The sequence below is a fragment of the Tepiditoga spiralis genome, from assembly GCF_014701195.1.
GTDB classification, from domain to species: domain Bacteria; phylum Thermotogota; class Thermotogae; order Petrotogales; family Petrotogaceae; genus Tepiditoga; species Tepiditoga spiralis.
The window spans coordinates 279,145-296,892 of record NZ_AP018712.1; the positions used below are offsets into that span (position 1 = coordinate 279,145).

A 17,748-nucleotide genomic window follows, 5' to 3' on the forward strand; every position below is an offset into this window, starting at 1 on the left:
TAGTTTATGCCAATAGATGGACTTGTAATACATAAATTAATAAATGAAATAAACACTGAAACTACTGGAATGACTATTAAAAACATTTATCAACCAGTTAATCATCAATTATTAATAAAGCTAAATAAAAAAAATATACTTTTTTCACTCAGAAATCCAGCCTATATAGTATTATTAAATGAAAAACCTGATGTTCCTGATTCTCCTCAAAACTTTTCTTTACTTTTAAGAAAAAAAATAAAAGGTGGAAAGATTGTTAATGTAAAACAAATGGGTTTGGATAGAATTGGATACATTGAAATAAAAAACCGCAATGAGCTTGGAGATTTAAAAATTTTTAAATTATACTTTGAATTAATGGGTAAATCAAACTTAATCTTGGTAAATGATGAAAATAAAATTATTGATGCTTTAAAAAAATCAACCGATTCTATGAGAAGTATTTTACCTGGAGCTAAGTACATACCTTATTACGATGATTCAAAAGCATTGATATTTGATGATATTAACTTACTTGATTTTCCATTCATGGGGTTTTCTAAAAAATCTGAAGAAATATTGAGAAAAATAGGTATAGAAAAAGCTCGTAATCAGATTAAAAATAATACTGTATACTATTTTAAAGATTTAGAAAAACCAGATGTTTCTTCCATAACTCCTGAAAATTATATATATGAAGAATTAAGCCCTTCAGAAGGTATTTTAAAGCTCTTTGAAGAAAGAACTAAAAAATCTAAAATTATTGAAACAAAGAAAAAACTTGAAAAAATAGTAATTAAAAATATAGAAAAAAATGAGCGTACAAAGAATAATCTTTTAAAAGATATATCTAAAGAAGAAAAACTTCCAGAAATGATAAAAAAAGGTGAATTACTTCAATCATACTTATATACTGCAAAAAGGGGAGATAAATTCATAGAAGTAACGGATTGGGAAAGTGGTAAAAAAGTAAAAATAGAATTAAATCCATTAAAAAATCCAACTACTAACTTAGAAAAATACTTTAAAAAAATCAAAAAAACAAAAACAATGGTAGAGTTTTCAAAAAATAGAATTAAGAAATTTATAAAAGAACTCGAATACCTGTATCAACTTTGGGAAACTATAGATTCAAGTGAAGACATTGAAACTCTTGAAGAAATTCACGAAGAGATGTTTTTAGTTGGACTGATAAAATCTAAGAAAAAGAGAAAAATAAAAAAAGTAAAGAATTCATATAGACATTTTGAATACATGAATTTTGAAATATATGTAGGAAAAAACAACAAGCAAAATGATGAACTAACTAAAAACGCATATAAAGAAGACATATGGCTACACACTCAAGGAATACCTGGATCCCACACAATAATAAAATCAGCTGGAAAAGAAGTTCCACTTAAAGTAATTGAATACGCTGCTTCATTAGCTGCAACTTTTTCAAGAGCAAAGTTGTCTTCAAATGTTGCTGTAGATTACACTCAAAGAAAAAACGTTTGGAAACCAGGTGGTGCAAAACCTGGTATGGTTTTATATAAAAACTACAAAACTATAATAACCAACCCCATTTTAAAATTAATAAAAAATATTTAAAATAGTAGATTATTTCCAATAATCTACTATTTTTTCCAAAAAAACGCATAAAAAGTTGTATAATTTAATAAATAGGAGGTGAATTTTATGATAGTAACAGAAAACTTAAAAAAAATATATAATACTGGCGACTTAGAAGTTGACGCTTTAAATGGTATAAATCTAAAAATTGAAGAAGGAAAAATAGTTTCCATACTTGGACCATCAGGTTCTGGAAAATCAACATTATTAAATTGCTTATCTGGAATAGATAGACCAACAGAAGGGAAAATTAAAGTTGCAGGTATTGAAATAACTGAATTAAAAGATAATGAACTTACTTCATTTAGATCAAAAAACATGGGGTTCATCTTTCAATCTTATAATTTAATACCAGTATTAAATTCTGTTGAAAACGTTGAATTACCTTTATTAATAAATGGAGAAAATGAAAAAACATCAAGAAAAAAAGCTTTAGAAATGTTGCAACAAGTTGGACTTTCTAAAAGAAGCAAAAGTTTTCCTTCCATGTTAAGTGGTGGAGAATCACAAAGAGTTGCAATTGCTCGTGCCTTAGTAACTACTCCAAAAATAGTTTGGGCTGATGAACCAACTGGAGCACTTGATACAAAAACAAGTATGGAAATAATGAATTTAATAGTTAAATTAAATAAAGAAAATGCACAAACCTTTGTAATAGTAACTCATGATATAAGAATAACAGAGTATTCAAGTAAAATTTTTGAAATGGATAGTGGAAAAATTATATCTGAAAGGTAGGTGAAATTCATGATCAACTACTTAATCATAATAGCTACAATTTTAATATTCATATTCTTTATATTAAATAGAAAAAATATTATAATGAAAATGGCTTTTAGAAATATCTTCAGAAAAAAGACAGAAGCTTTTTTAATGGTATTAGGGTCTATGATTGGTATGGCTTTTATAATAGGGGCTCTTGGTATAAATGATTCTTTTAATAATTATGTTTATGAAAATATAGAAAAATATTTTGGAGAAGTAGATGAAGTACTCTTTTCTGGAACTGGTATAAAAGAAAAAAGTATTAAACCCTTTCTTGAAGAATTAAAAGAAAAAAAATTAATTGATGGAGTTATACCAATATATCAAACAACTTATCCTATTTCAAAAAAAGGAAATTTAAAGTCATTAAAACTTTCTGAAATAAAACAAGTGGGATTTGTTGGAATGGACTATTCAAAATTAAAAAATTTCGGTAGTACTAAAATTAATATTCCAGATGAATTTTTAGATTTAAAGGATAATGAAGCAATAATAACAAAAGATCTATCAAAAACATTAAATATAAAAGTAGGGGATTCAATTGAAGTTATTCAAGGTAAAGATACATTATCCTTTCTATTTCCAAAAACTTATAAAGTTAAAAAAATTGTAGATTTAAAAGGAATATTAAATTATAGAGGACGTCACGCTGAAGGAGTTAATGGTTCTGTTTTTTTAACTTTAAATTCTGCAAGACAAGGTAAAAAATTCCCAACAGGTACTTACACAGATTTTTTGATATCCAACACTGGTGGAATAATTGAAGGGAATTCTCATACTAAAGAAATTAAAAAAATATACAATAAATATAAAAATTTACCTTCTATAACTTATTCAAAAGACAATCAAATACAAAAATTATCTGGTGGAGAAATTGCTGCTATATTTATATTTTTTAGTGGTTTTGCAATAATTTCTGGTGGTATTTTAATTATAAATATGTACTCTATGATGGTAGATGAAAGAAAAAGAGAATTAGGTATTTTAAGAGCTATTGGTGTACAAAAAACTGGAATAAGAAATATTATTTTTTATGAAAGTATCTTATATACATTATTTTCTGTTCCAATAGGAATATTTACTGGTATTTTTTTGTCTAAGTTTACCTTTAGTAATATTGCAGAAGTTAGTTCTTCAATAGCGTCTTCAAATATCGTACAATCTATACCAACATTTAATTCATATCATATAACTTTAAACTCAATTTATATTGGGGTACTTCTTGGAATTATAATTCCAATATCTATAACTTACTTTTATACACTAATAATAAGCAAATTAAATGTAGTAGAAGCTATAAAAAATATTAAAAATATTAGAGAAAAAAACTCTCTATTTAATTATATTTTGTTTTTTATACTGTCTATTGCTTTTTTATTTATAAACATTAATTATGTACGCTACACATCTATTTCATTTTTAATTTTATTATTTCCATATATATTAAAAAAGAAAAACAACTTGCTTAAAAGTATAACTCCTTTAATAACTTTATTATTACCATTTTTATTCAAAAGTGATGAAATACTTATGCTCAGCAGTAAAAGTATATTGATTTTAATATCTATTATTTTACTTACAATAAATAATTTTATTATTTTTGAGAAAATATTTTTAAGCATAAAAATTAAAAAAATGATTCCAATATTAAAAATCGCTTTAACCTATCCTATGAGAGAAAAAAAGAAAACTGGATTAATTGTTTCATTGTATGGTATAGTAATCTTTGTAATAGTAGTAGTAACAATTTTACCTTACTTACAAACTCAAAAATTAGCTTTAGAAAAAGATTCTTTATTTGCTGGATTTGATGGTGTTGTAGTAGAAATGCCTGGTGGATTTATACCAATTAAACTTAATTCTAAAGAATTAAATTCTTTAGACAGTATTAAAACAGCTGGAGAATTTTATATGCTAACAGCAGGAAAAAACAATATTGAAATACCTCTAATATTTGGTTCAAACGAATTTTTTTCATTCAATAAATTAAAAATAAAAGATAAAATACCAGAATTATCAAACAAAACAGACAGAGAAATTTGGAACTTTATTTATAACAATACTGGATTTGCAATAGTTCCTCAAAATTATATCGATGGAATGAACGATATTAAGTTAGAACTTGGAAAAACTTACTCTTTCAATTTAAATAAAATAACCTTTATTCCAGGATCAAAACCAGAATCACAAAGTACTGGAAAAGGAGCTGTGTCTTTTAAGATTGCTGCCATAATTTCAAATGTAAGCGATACACTTGCCATAGGTCCTTTACTAAGTGTTAAAAATTTAAACATTCAAAACTTTAAAAATGATGGAATACATGGATATTATTTTGCACTTTCAAACAACAAAAATGCTAAAAAAGATTTAACAAAATATCTTAAACAAAAAAATCAATTTTTTATATTTGTAGATGATATAATAGACATTGGATTAAAGGTAACAAGTGGAATTGTAAAAATAATTAATTCATTCTTGTATTTTGGTTTAATTGTTGGTATACTTTCAATATCTATAACAACTATAAAATCTGTAGAAGAAAGGAAAAGAATAATAGGAATGATGAAAGCTATTGGATATACCAATAATATGATTTTTGGTGTTTTTTTTATAGAATCAACTTTTGTTATATTGACTGGTATTATCATTGGTATAGTATCTGGAATAATAACAAGCTATCAAATATATAAAGTATTTTTTTCTAACTTATCATTTAAATTACCTATGAAATCATTGCTTTTAATGGGATTAATATTTTATATAATTTCAATAATATTCACGTTTTTCCCAGCAAGAAAGGCTTCAAAAATTTCACCAGCAGAATCAATGAAAGTTATGGATTAAGGGGGTTAATATGGCTTATCTTTTAACATTAATTTCAGGTATTTTAACTGGTTTAGCAATGCCTGGAAATCTGTTTTCGTTTTTTATTTGGGGTTCTGTAGTTTTTTATTTAAAAAACATGTCAGAATCAACCAAAACATATCAAAGACTTTTGCACACAATAATATATTCAAATTCACTTTTAGCTACTACACTATGGTGGCAAATGCCTGTTTTAACAAAAAACATACCAGAAGTTTTAAACCACTATCCACCAATATTTGGATTTTTAGGCTTTATTGGAGAAATATTTTTATTATCTTTACCATATTTATTGATATGGATATTATCTGAACTATATCATAGAAAGTATAGAAAAGTTAATTATATTTCTTTAATGTTTTTTTATGCCTTTTCATATACTGCAGCAGAAGCATTAAGAGAAATGGGAGACCTTGCCGTTACTGGAGGTTCTTTAGGCTATGCTTTATATAATCATATTGGATTACTTCAAATAGCTTCTATTTTTGGTTATTTGGGATTAACCTTTATAATAATATTAGTAAATTCAGCTATAGCATTTGATGATTCCAGAGATAAAATAATAAAAGGAATATTAATTTTTTCTGCAATATATGCAATCAATTTTTCTATTGAAAGATTTATACCTATAACAGAAAATAGCAAAACTTTTAAAATAACAGCAATACAAACAAACGTTCCTCAGGAGATAAAGTATAATGCTAACACTTGGAAAAGCTATACTCTTTTTTCTGATTTACTTCAAAGAGCCAAAGATGAAAAAAGTTCTTTAATAATTTTACCTGAATCAACTTTTATGGAAGATATACAAGACACTAATGTATCAGAAGCACTAAAAATAAATATTAAAACTATAAAAAAACCCGTTTTAATGGGATATCCAAAAAAAACTGAAACAGATTATTATAACACAGCTTGGCTTTACGATAAAGAAGGACAAATTAAAGAAACATATGACAAAATAAAATTAACTCCTTTTGCTGAATTTTTGCCTTATGAAGCTATATTTAACAAATTCAAAATATTTAAATTATTTGTATTTTATACACCTGGTAGTGAATTTAAAACATTCAATGTAAATAATACTAAATTTGGTGTACAAATATGTTTTGAAACTTATTTTCCAGAGGTATCTATACAAGAAACAAAAAAAGGTGCTGAATTTTTAACTGCAATAACAAATGATGGATGGTTTAATACTCAAACAGCTTTAATTCAACATTTTACCCAAAGTATTTTTAGAGCTGTTGAAACAAGAAGAGATTTTTTACAAGTATCCAATACAGGAATAACTGCAATGGTAGATAAGTATGGAAGAATTAAAAAAGTTTATTCTGAGCACAAAGAAGTTATAGATACAGTTTCAGTAAATTTAAATAAAAAAACAAGTATCTATTCTAATATAAGTGGTGTATTTAAAGCATTGCTATTCATAGGAGCTTTAATATTATCAATAGTATAGATTCAATAATAAAGGTCAGTTCAATGAACTGACCTTTATTTTACTATGCCAATATTATCTCTATGAATTAATTCATCATAAGAATAATAACCAAGTATTTTTTCAAATTCAGAACTCTTTTTACCAATAATTTTTACTGTTTCAATATATGAATAATTTATAATTCCTTTTCCAATTTTATCTTCATTTTCATCATAAATATCTACAACATCACCTTTTTCAAAACTCCCATAAACTTTAATTACTCCTATTGATAACAAACTTTTATTTTCTTCCAAAGCTTCTTTAGCTCCACTATTTATAAATACCCTTCCTTTGCTTTTAGATAAAAAAATTATCCAGGCTTTTCTATTTTTAATTTTTTTCTTAGGAAAAAACATAGTTCCACAACTTTCATTATTTATAAAATAATCAATATTCTCAAGTTTTTTGCCATTGCATATACATGTTTTTATACCAGAATTAGAAGATAATTTTGCTGAATCAATCTTTGAATTTATACCTCCACTACCATAAGAAGTTTTTTTCATAGATAAAATAGAACTTTCATCTTTAAACTCTTTCATTATTTTTTTTTCATCATTATAAACTCCATCAACAGAGGTCATTAACATTAAACCATCTGCATTCCACCCAATTGAAAACATTGCAGACAACATATCATTATCACCAAACATTATCTCTTCTGTTGAAATACTATCATTTTCATTTATTATAGGTAATATATTTAATTGATTTAAACCTATTAAAGTGTTTTTTAAATTTAAAAATCTTTTTCTATTAGTAAAATCATCTTTTGTTAAAAGAATTTGAGATATTTTTTGACCAAAAAAATTAAAGGCATTTTCATATATTTTCATCATTTGAACTTGACCTATTGAACAAATAGCTTGTTTTTGTAAAAGTGTTTTTGCTCTCGAAAGATTTAAATAATTCAATCCAGCTGCATTTGCTCCAGACGATATTAAGATTACCTTTATTCCTCTTTTATATAAATTTGAAATTTTTCTACTCAATTCTATTATATAAGTTTTATTTATTTCGCCATCTTTTATTAAAAGGTTACTTCCAACTTTTATAACTATTCTTTTTATATTTGTTTTTTTCATACTATCTCCTCGAATCATAATTACCAAATATTATATACTTGTACGTTGTTAATTCCTTTAATCCAACAGGTCCTCTCGCATGTAATTTTTGTGTACTTATACCCATTTCTGCTCCCATTTCAAATTCTCCACCATCTGTAAATCTTGTAGAAGCGTTAATGTATACGGCAGCAGAATCTATTTCATTTACAAATTTCATTCCATTTAAATAGTTTTCTGTTAATATCGATTCAGAATGAGAAGTTGAATATTTTTTTATATGTGAGATTGCTTCATTAATATTTTCTACAACTTTTATAGAAATAATTAAATCAAGATATTCAGTAGTCCAATCTTTATCTGTTGCACTTTCAACTTCAATAATTTTTTTTACTTCATTACATCCTCTAATTAGTACATTTTTTTCTAAAAGTTTATCTTTTAATTTTGGTAATATTTTTTTTGCAATATTTTTATGTATTAAAACAGTTTCAACTGTATTACACGTTCCAGGACGTTGTGTTTTAGCATTATCAATAATTTCTATAGATTTTTCTATATTAGCACTTTCATCAACAAAAATATGACATATTCCCGTACCAGTTTCTAAAACAGGAATTTTTGAAGTTTCAATTACAAAATCTATTAAATCTTTTCCTCCTCTTGGTATTATTAAATCTATATACTTATTCAATGTCAACATTTCATTTACTATGCTTCTATTAGTATCTTCAATTATTTGCACACTATCTGTAGGAATTAAAGAATTTTTCAAACCTTCTTTTATAGCTTTAACTATTGCTAAATTTGAATTTATAGCATCAGATCCGCCTCTTAATAATAGTGTATTTCCCGATTTAATAGCTAAAATACTTGCCTCAAGTGTAACATTTGGTCTTGATTCATAAATAATACCTATTAATCCTATTGGTATTCGCACCTTACTTATTCTAATTCCATCTTTTCTTAAAAAAGAATCATAAATTTCTCCTATAGGATCTTTTAACTCAATTATTTCTTTACATGCTTTAATCATTCCATTTATTCTTTTAGAATTTAATTTTAACCTATCAATCAAAGAAGACTTAATTCCTTTTTTTATAGCTATTTGAACATCTTTATCATTTTCTTTTAAAATATATTTTTCGTTTTTTTTCAAAGCTTCAGCTATTCTTAAAATTGCTTCATTTTTTTCATTTGCGTTTTTTAACTTTAATATTTCAAAAGCTTTTTTTAGTTTCTCAACTTTTTCTAAAAGTTCTTCCATAAGAATCACTCCTTACATATTATTCATCTTTTGATACGATTCATAAATACCTTCCATAATTGTTCCTTTTATTCCTCTTTTTTCCATAGAATAAAGTCCTTGTATCGTAACCCCACCAGGAGACGAAACCATTTGTCTTAATGCTGAAAATTCTATTTTTTCTTCTTCTAAAAGTTTAATTGTTCCTTTTAGCGTTTCAAAAAATATTTCTTTTGCTACTTTTGGCTTTATACCTATATTTACAGCACCATCAATAAAACTCTCAACGATTAAAGAGATAAACGCTGGACTGCTACTACTTAAAATAGTAAAAGCATTTAAATTTGCTTCTGTTATTTCTACAATTTTCCCAAGTGAAGATAATAAGTTTATTATTTTTTCTTTTAACTTATTATTTATCGTATCATTAAAGGTTACTGAAGTAACTCCATTTCCTGTTTTAGAAAGTATTGTAGGCATTATTCTTATTATTCCATCTTTTCCTGTTTTTTCTTGAATTTCTTTTAAATCTTTTCCTGCCACTGTACTAATAATTATTTTATTAAAAATTTGTGTTTTTCTTATTTCATACAACACTTCATCTATATTTTGTGGTTTTACTGCTAAAAAAATGATATCTGATTTATTATAAACTTCTTTAACAGTATCACAAATATTTAAATTATTCATTCCTTTATATTTTTCTAACTTTTCCTTAGTTCTATTTACAACATAAAAAGAATCTGCCCTTAATTTTTCTAATAACATTCCACCTATTGTTCCAACACCAATTATTCCTATATTCATCTCACACCTCCATTTATATAAAAAAAATCCACATTATTTATAAAATAATGTGGTCTTTTACTGTTTCATAAGTTTAAATACAAAAAACTTATGGTATCAAATAAAATACCACATGCTTTTCGGATTATTCATTTTTTTTATAATCAATTTTTTTATAAATAAATTCATAATCTCACTTCCTCAACAATTTTCTTAATTTTATCACATACTCTCATCTTTGTCAACGATAAAGAAACTAAAGATTCAAAAATTTGTTATTTTTTAAAAAAAAATGTATAATATTAATAGTAAAAGTATTGGGGGATTGTTTATGAAAAAATTTTTAACAATACTTATATTATTTTTTTCTATAATTTCATTTTCTATAAAAATTGGATATTATGAAAATTATCCATTGTGTTTTAATGACAATGGCAAACCTTCTGGTATTTTTGTTGAAATAATAGATTATATTGGAAAAGGAAATAATATAAAGATAAATTGGATTTACGATACATTTCCTAATTTATTAAAAAAAATAAAAAATAATGAAATAGATATAATTACTTCAGTTTCTATCCTAAATGAAAGAAAAGAGTTTTTAAACTATCCAGAACAATATATAACAAATGAATGGTCTGAATTAATTTCATATAAAAATATTTTTAAAATATCAGATTTAAATAATAAAAAAATAGGAGTTTTAAAAAACGATGTTTGTTATATTGGAAATAAAGGTTTAAAAAATATAAAAGACTCATTCAATATAAAAATGGAATTTATAGAATTTACTATTTTTGATAATCTTTTAAAAGCTTTAAAAGATAAGAAAATAGATGTTGGATTAATTCCACAAAGTATATATAAAAAAAACAATTTTCTTAACATATCTCCAATTTTAATGTTTCCAGTAAATTTAACTATTGCTTCATCAAAAAAAGACGAACATAAAAACTTTTTATCTTTATTTGATAAAACAATTAAAAAATTAAAAAAAGATAAAACTTCAATGTATTATATTACTTTACAAAAGTATAGAAATATTTTTGTGAAAAGCAATAAAATACCAACATATTTAATCTTTATATTCATATTTTTTATAGCAGTATTTTTATTAATAATTTTCCATTTTTATAAATTAAAAAATACAAGAGAATTTTTAAAGTTAAAAACTATAATTGATCAAATTCCATTGGGAATCTTGTTGCATGACAAAAAAAATATATATTATCAAAATAAATTATTTTATAATATTTCAAAAGAAAAATTAGATTCTTTAGACACTTTACTCAAAAAATTAAATTTAAATGAAGAATTTAAAGAAAAATTATTTAACACTTCAAATAAAAATAATGAATTATTTCAAAAAATTAATGGTATTTACTATAAAATAATAACAATACATCTATATTCAAAAAACAAAGATCTTTCTTTCACTCTTTTTGAAAACTTAAATGAACTTGTAAAAACTGAAAAAAAAATAATGAATAAAGTAGATATAGATATATTAGAAAAAGTTTTTGATTTAATGAACTCTGAAAATTATGATTATGAAATCTTTATTGAAAATTTATTCAAAAGTATATTAAAAAAAAATATAGCAGATTTTTTTGGACTTGGAATATTAGATGATCAAAAATTAAATTTAAATATTGGAATGCCTGATGGCAGAATAAATAAAATAAAGTTAATCAGAGAAGAAAAAACAGTGTCTTGGTTTGTTTTAAACAAAAATACTAAACTCTATATACCAAATAATTTAGAATGGCATGAAGATGATTATTCTATAAAAGTAGCTGATAAATCTCTTGTTGGAAAACCTTCTACACTATATATTTGTCCAATAGAATTAAAAAATACAAGAGGTATAGTTATATTTGGAAAGATAGGAATCGATAAATATTCTGAAGAAGATTTACACCTTTTAAACATACTTCTAAAACAAATTTCTTTTGCAGTAAATTATCGAACCTTGTCAAAAAAATTTTATGAAGAAAAAGAACATTATAAAAAAATGGCTCTATTTGATACTTTAACAAACCTTTATACAAGATACTTTTTTAATGGATGGATCTTAAATCATTATGAAAAATTAAAAAGAAATAATCAAACTTCAACGGTTGTTATGATAGATGTTGATAATTTTAAATTTATTAATGATAAGTATGGTCACATAGTTGGAGATGAAGTATTAAAAAGTATTGCTAAAGTAATTTTAAATAATATTAGAAGTTCTGATTTAGCTTCAAGATTTGGTGGAGATGAATTTATAATAGTATTTGATAATTTTGATTTCAAACAAACAAAAGAAAGAATGAATTTAATTCAAACAAAATTATCTAAATTAAATTTTGATTTTAAAATAACTATATCCTGTGGAATTTCAGTTATAACAAATGAAAAAGATTGGTTGGAAACTTTGAAAGAAGCGGATAAAAAAATGTATAAAATGAAAAATTCAAAAAAATAAAACACTCCCAAAAATTTGGAAGTGTTTTATTTTTTATTTTTTAACCTTTATTCTTTTATGTTTTTTTATTTTTTTATTTTCGGATTCTTTTCCTAAAACTGATACATCACTATGATTAAAATTCAGTTTTGAAGCTTCTTTTCTTGCCATTTCAGCTTCTTTTTGAGGATCTATTTTTACAATTCTCATTAAGTAAGCAACTGTATCATCATATATTTCGTCAACTAAGTGTTCAAACATATGATAAGATTCTCTCTTAAATTCAAGAACAGGATTCTTTTGTCCATAAGCTCTAAGTCCAACAGCATCTTTCAATGCTTCTATTGAATCTAAATGATTTCTCCATCTTTCATCTATTATTCTCAACATTATATACTTTGAAATTTGTGTAAATTCTTCTCCAAACTCTTCTTTTTTACTATTGTATTTTTCCCAAAGAAGATCTTGTATTTCATTTTTTGCATCTTCAACAGTTTCAAATTCTTTTCTCAACTCTATCATATATGCTTCTAATTTTGTTTTTAAATATTTAACATCAATTTTTTCTTCTCTTTCATTCCATGATGCTTCAACTAATCTATCAACAACATCTTCAAATATTTCTTTCAAATGTTCATCATAATTTCCTTGCTTTAATATCCAATCTCTATGACCATAAATTGAAATTCTTTGACTATCCATTGCTGAATCCAATTCATAAAGTCTCTTTCTAATAGAAAAGTTTATTCCTTCTATTTTCTTTTGAGAATCTCTTATTATTTTGGTTAAAAGCCCGTGTTCTATTGGAACTCCTTCTTCTATCTTTAAAGTATTCATTATTCCTTTTAATTTTTCTCCACCAAAAAGCCTCAAGATATCATCTTCAAAAGATAAGAAAAATCTTGATTCTCCTGGATCTCCTTGTCTTCCAGATCTACCAATAAGTTGGTTATCTATTCTTCTACTTTCATGTCTTTCAGTTCCTAAAACAAATAATCCACCTACTTCTTTTACACCTTCACCAAGTTTTATATCAGTTCCTCTACCTGCCATATTAGTTGCTATGGTAACAGAATTTAACTCACCTGCTTTTGCAACTATTTCTGCTTCTCTTACTTGATTTTCAGGTTTAGCATTTAAAACTTCATGAGTAATTCCCTTCTTTTTTAATAAAGAACTTAAATATTCTGAACTTTCAATGGATGCCGTTCCCACAAGTAATGGTTGACCTAATTTATGCCTTTCTTCAATAACTTTAACAGCTTCTGCATACTTCTCTTTTTTAGTTTTATAAATTAAATCATTTTTATCCTTTCTTATAACTGGTTTATTGGTTGGAATAACTATAACTTCACAATTATAAATTGTTCTAAATTCATCTTCTTCTGTTTTTGCCGTTCCAGTCATTCCAGCAAGTTTGTCATACATTCTAAAATAATTTTGAAAAGTTACAGTTGCATAAGTTACGGACTCTTCTTTTATTTTTACATTTTCTTTAGCTTCTATTGATTGATGAAGTCCTTCAGAATATCTTCTTCCTGGAAGAAGTCTACCAGTAAAATCATCTACAATTACAACTTCTCCATCTTGAACTATATAATCTTTATCTCTTATAAAAAATAATTTTGCTTTCAAAGCATTCATTATATGGTATAAATACTTTATATTTTTTGGATCATATAAGTTTTCTACTCCTATTAATTTTTCAGCTTTTGCTATTCCTTCTTCTGTTAGAGAAACTGTTTTATGTTTTTCTTCCATTGTATAATCTTTTTCAAGTTCAAATTTATTAATCATTGTTGAAAACTTTTTATACAAATGTGAAGGAGTATCAGATGGTCCAGAAATAATCAAAGGAGTCCTTGCTTCATCTATTAAAATAGAATCAGCTTCATCAACTATGGCAAAATAATGACCTCTTTGAGATTTGTTTTCAATTTCATAAACTAAATTATCTCTTAAATAATCAAAGCCAAATTCATTTGCAGTACCATAAGTTATATTACACTTATAAGCATTTTTTCTTTCTTCGCTATCCATACCAGAATATATAAATCCAACACTCATTCCAAGAAATTCATAAACTGGCCCCATCCATTTCGCATCTCTTTGAGCAAGATAATCATTGTGTGTTGCAAGATGTACATTTCCACCAGTAAGAGCATTCAAATAAACTGGCAAAGTTGCAACTAAAGTTTTACCTTCACCAGTTTTCATTTCTGCTACATTACCTTCATGTAAAGCAATTCCACCTATTAATTGAACATCAAAATGTCTCATACCCAATACTCTTTTAGATGCTTCACGTACTGTTGCAAAACCTTCAACTAATAAATCATCGAGAGTTTCACCTTTATCTAGTCTTTCTTTAAATTCGATAGTTTTATTTTTTAATTGCTCGTCTGAAAGTTTTTCAAATTCCTTTTCAATATCATTTATTTTATTTGCTATCTTTTGGTACTTTTTTATAATTCTTTTATTTTTATCAAAAAATATCATCTTATCCTCCTACTTTATAGTTACATTAACTATATAATTTTTTTCTTTTTTAAAAAATGAAACATTTACAAAAGAATTAATCGATCCATAAAAATTTTTTTCTATATAGTTTACTAAATCTATCATTAAAACTCTTTCAAGGTTTTTCCTATTTTTTAAAGCTTTATAACTATTTAACAATTTAAATCTTGGAGATTCTCCAAAGTATATTTTCATTCTTGATGGTTTAATAGTTGATATTAAAAAATCTTCATCATTATAATATACATAAATTTGTGTTCCAGCTTTTGAATATGTAAATTCATAATAATAATAAGTACCTATCTTACCACTCTTCATTCTTCTCTTATTGGCTATTATACTTAGTTTGTTTTTGTTAAGATTTGCTTGTATAAAAAGTGTTATATCATTTAAATTTGAAATATTTCTTGATGTAATTGTTAAAAATTCTTTTGAATCAATACTCTCAGTAAGTTCTTCCAAAGCTTTAGAAGAATCTTCATCCATAGGTACAAAAAATTCTCTTATATAATTTAAAAACTTATTTTTTTGTAAAAGAAATATATCTAATACTTCACCAAAAATTTTTTTATCCTTTAAAATATCTATATCAAAAGTTGTTTTACTTTCAAAATTCTTTTCTAAAGTTGTAAATGTCGCTGAAAAACTTTTGTCATATTCATTTCCAACAAAATACCAATCTTTTTTTTCATTTAAAAAATTATTTATCTTTCCAGATACTATATACTTTGAATTTGATACAGGTTTTTGATCACCAATCCACATTTCAGAGGAATCTTTTGATATCTTTAAGTTTTTTATATTAAATATATTAAATACGTCTTTTAAAACATTTATCTTTGTATTTCCAATATAAATAGAAGATGATGTTTTTAAAAGGTCGTTTAAAAAATGTATATAATTTGGATTTAAAAGATATTCATAGTTCATACTTTTATTAGTAAAAAATTCAACTGGTGAATTTAAAAAAATATTTAAATCAGTAGAATTAGAAGTAATACTTTTACTTAAAACTTCCAAAGTATACTCCATTCCCATACCTTCTTTAGAATTTATATAACGAAAGAGAGGAACTTTATTTATTACTTCATCATAAAATCCTCTTAAACTCTTTATTTTTATATAATTTTCATTAGAATATCCTATAACAACTGAAATAATTAAAAAAACTAAAGATATTTTTATTTTCATTTTTTTTCACCAAAAACTACTTTTTTTATTTTTAATTTGTCATTTGAACTCTTTGTCTTAGTAAACAATATTAAATATTCTGTGTTTCCACTTCCACCTTTAATTGGAGATTTTATTAATTTAGAAGCAAAAATATTATTCTTAGAAAAATATTCAATTATTTCATTTATCATTTTAACATGAATATTTTTATCCTTTGCAATACCTTTTATTATATTTTCTCTACCAACTTCAAATTGAGGTTTTATTAAAGCAATTATTTTACCATTTTTTTTCAAATTATTATTAAAAGTATCAATCATTTTTTTTATAGAAATAAAAGACACATCACAAGTTATTATATCTACTTTTTCATTTAAAATTAAGTTTCTTGCATTTGTATTTTCCATAATAACAACATTTTTATTATTTCTTATTTTATTATGAAGCTGCATAGTTCCAACATCAACAGCATAAACTTTTTTAGCTTTATTTTCTAAAAGTACCTGCGTAAATCCGCCTGTAGAAGCTCCAATATCCATACAAATTTTCTTTTCAATATTTATATTGAACTTTTTTATAGCTTCTAATAATTTTAAAGCTCCTCTTCCAACATAATTTAAAGTTCCAGTTATTTTTATAATATCCTTTTCCGTCACAAGAAACGAAGGTTTTTTTATAACTTTTTCATTTACAAATACATAGCCTTCTTTTATTAATATTTGTGCTCTTTGCCTTGATTCTTCAAGATTATTTTTTACGATATACTTATCGAGTCTTTCTTTTATCTTATTTCACCTCATTAACTATCAAAATTGATTTTTCTTAATAATTCAATATAATCAAATTCTTTTTTATCTAAATAAAATTTTTCTTCATCATTAAAACTTATATTATTTATTAAATATTTCTTGTTAGACTTTTTATAACCAATAAAATTTGATTTATACGCCATAGGAATTGACAATTCATTGAATTTTATTTTAGTTAAAATTAATTTTGCTATATGACTTCTTACTAAATCACCAAAACTTTGATGATAAGGTCCTGCAACAACATTATTTATTTCATCACCATACAAACAAAGTCCCATTCTTATAACTTTTTTTCCTTCTCTTTCAAGTATAACTGTCATTTTCGCTACTTTTTCAACCGCCCTATCAATGGATTCGGGAATATATGTATTCTTTTTATACATAATTTCAAGAGTACTATTTTTTAAAATAACAGAAGGATGAATTCTAAAAAAATCGGCTTTAGTTTTTGAAGCTATTTCAGCAGATTTTATATCTTTCTCATAAGAAGAGTTTAGAAGTCCTGTCATGAGATGCAATCCATACTTAACATTATATTTATCTAACACATTTATTGCATTGTAAACGTCATTTAAATCATGTGGTCTATTTGCACTCTTTAAAACGTCTTCAAAAAATGATTGAACACCAACCTCAATAACCGAAATATCAAAATCTTTTAATATTTCAAACTTCTTATCATTTATCTCTTCTGGAGAAGTAGAAAACCTTATTCCAGAAACCAAACCATCATTTATTTTTTTTTGTGCCCAATTCAAATAGAACTTCATTAATTCATCTTTAATTCCAGTAAAAGTAGATCCATAAAATGCAATATAAACATTATTTTTTTCTTTAAAATAAGAACTATATCTATTAAACTCTTTTTCTAATTCATTTAAATCAGGATATTTTTTTATTCCAGTTGCAGAATATTCATTACAAAACACACAGCGTTTCTTACATCCAGCATGTGGAATAAATATTGGTATAATATACTCTCTCGACAT

12 protein-coding genes are annotated in these 17,748 nt (G+C 24.6%); 5 read left to right on the plus strand and 7 right to left on the minus strand.

What is annotated here, in order from left to right; translation table 11 throughout:
* The first annotated feature begins 6 nt into the window (after positions 1-6).
* The 4 genes from IGS63_RS01290 to lnt all read left to right on the plus strand — a co-directional run bounded on the left by IGS63_RS01290 (position 7) and on the right by lnt (position 6,685).
* Positions 7-1,572, plus strand: a complete 1,566-nt coding sequence (locus IGS63_RS01290; protein ID WP_190615247.1) for an Rqc2 family fibronectin-binding protein — start codon at positions 7-9, stop codon at positions 1,570-1,572.
* A gap of 87 nt (positions 1,573-1,659) precedes the next feature.
* Positions 1,660-2,331 (plus strand): ABC transporter ATP-binding protein, encoded by a 672-nt coding sequence (locus IGS63_RS01295; protein ID WP_190615248.1) that lies wholly within the window; start codon positions 1,660-1,662, stop codon positions 2,329-2,331.
* A gap of 9 nt (positions 2,332-2,340) precedes the next feature.
* Positions 2,341-5,202 (plus strand): ABC transporter permease, encoded by a 2,862-nt coding sequence (locus tag IGS63_RS01300; protein WP_190615249.1) that lies wholly within the window; start codon positions 2,341-2,343, stop codon positions 5,200-5,202.
* Positions 5,203-5,212: 10 nt separating this feature from the next.
* A complete protein-coding gene (lnt, locus tag IGS63_RS01305; protein ID WP_190615250.1) occupies positions 5,213-6,685 on the plus strand; it encodes an apolipoprotein N-acyltransferase in 1,473 nt (490 codons plus the stop codon).
* Between the two features lie 35 nt (positions 6,686-6,720).
* Here the strand turns inward: lnt and proB are convergent, their stop codons facing one another.
* From proB to proC, 3 genes are read right to left on the minus strand one after another with little or no spacing between them, the layout of a single operon-like run.
* Positions 6,721-7,794, minus strand: a complete 1,074-nt coding sequence (gene proB / locus IGS63_RS01310; protein WP_232521255.1) for a glutamate 5-kinase — start codon at positions 7,792-7,794, stop codon at positions 6,721-6,723.
* A 1-nt stretch (position 7,795) separates the two neighbouring features.
* On the minus strand, positions 7,796-9,040 hold the full coding sequence (locus IGS63_RS01315) for a glutamate-5-semialdehyde dehydrogenase (RefSeq protein WP_190615251.1): 1,245 nt from the start codon (positions 9,038-9,040) through the stop codon (positions 7,796-7,798).
* A gap of 12 nt (positions 9,041-9,052) precedes the next feature.
* Entirely contained in the window at positions 9,053-9,826 is a 774-nt protein-coding gene (gene proC / locus IGS63_RS01320; RefSeq protein WP_190615252.1) for a pyrroline-5-carboxylate reductase, read from the minus strand.
* 310 nt (positions 9,827-10,136) lie between these two features.
* Here proC and IGS63_RS01325 point away from each other — a divergent pair, with 310 nt between their 5' ends.
* The gene (locus tag IGS63_RS01325; protein WP_190615253.1) at positions 10,137-12,275 is read left to right on the plus strand and encodes a GGDEF domain-containing protein; all 2,139 of its coding nucleotides are present in this window, start codon (positions 10,137-10,139) and stop codon (positions 12,273-12,275) included.
* A gap of 33 nt (positions 12,276-12,308) precedes the next feature.
* Here IGS63_RS01325 and secA read toward each other — a convergent pair whose 3' ends face one another.
* The 4 genes from secA to IGS63_RS01345 are packed head-to-tail and all read right to left on the minus strand — an operon-like array spanning position 12,309 to position 17,748.
* Positions 12,309-14,753: a preprotein translocase subunit SecA gene (secA, locus tag IGS63_RS01330; protein ID WP_190615254.1), complete on the minus strand. Its 2,445-nt coding sequence runs from the start codon at positions 14,751-14,753 to the stop codon at positions 12,309-12,311.
* 9 nt (positions 14,754-14,762) lie between these two features.
* Complete coding sequence (locus tag IGS63_RS01335) at positions 14,763-15,965, minus strand: hypothetical protein (protein ID WP_190615255.1); 1,203 nt, start codon at positions 15,963-15,965, stop codon at positions 14,763-14,765.
* Positions 15,962-16,732, minus strand: a complete 771-nt coding sequence (locus IGS63_RS01340; RefSeq protein ID WP_190616073.1) for a TlyA family RNA methyltransferase — start codon at positions 16,730-16,732, stop codon at positions 15,962-15,964. Before IGS63_RS01340 ends, IGS63_RS01335 begins: the two co-directional genes overlap by 4 nt.
* Positions 16,733-16,746: 14 nt before the next feature.
* Positions 16,747-17,748, minus strand: coding sequence for an elongator complex protein 3 (locus tag IGS63_RS01345; protein WP_190615256.1), 1,002 nt, complete (start codon positions 17,746-17,748; stop codon positions 16,747-16,749).

What these genes read in the sequence shown, in the direction of transcription:
- IGS63_RS01295 (WP_190615248.1), top strand. Translation starts at nt 1,660, where the DNA reads ATGATAGTAACAGAAAACTTAAAAAAAATATATAATACTGGCGACTTA.
- IGS63_RS01290 (WP_190615247.1), top strand. Translation starts at nt 7, where the DNA reads ATGCCAATAGATGGACTTGTAATACATAAATTAATAAATGAAATAAAC.
- IGS63_RS01300 (WP_190615249.1), top strand. Translation starts at nt 2,341, where the DNA reads ATGATCAACTACTTAATCATAATAGCTACAATTTTAATATTCATATTC.
- proB (WP_232521255.1), bottom strand. Translation starts at nt 7,794, where the DNA reads ATGAAAAAAACAAATATAAAAAGAATAGTTATAAAAGTTGGAAGTAAC.
- IGS63_RS01315 (WP_190615251.1), bottom strand. Translation starts at nt 9,040, where the DNA reads ATGGAAGAACTTTTAGAAAAAGTTGAGAAACTAAAAAAAGCTTTTGAA.
- secA (WP_190615254.1), bottom strand. Translation starts at nt 14,753, where the DNA reads ATGATATTTTTTGATAAAAATAAAAGAATTATAAAAAAGTACCAAAAG.
- IGS63_RS01325 (WP_190615253.1), top strand. Translation starts at nt 10,137, where the DNA reads ATGAAAAAATTTTTAACAATACTTATATTATTTTTTTCTATAATTTCA.
- proC (WP_190615252.1), bottom strand. Translation starts at nt 9,826, where the DNA reads ATGAATATAGGAATAATTGGTGTTGGAACAATAGGTGGAATGTTATTA.
- IGS63_RS01345 (WP_190615256.1), bottom strand. Translation starts at nt 17,748, where the DNA reads ATGTCGAGAGAGTATATTATACCAATATTTATTCCACATGCTGGATGT.
- IGS63_RS01335 (WP_190615255.1), bottom strand. Translation starts at nt 15,965, where the DNA reads ATGAAAATAAAAATATCTTTAGTTTTTTTAATTATTTCAGTTGTTATA.
- lnt (WP_190615250.1), top strand. Translation starts at nt 5,213, where the DNA reads ATGGCTTATCTTTTAACATTAATTTCAGGTATTTTAACTGGTTTAGCA.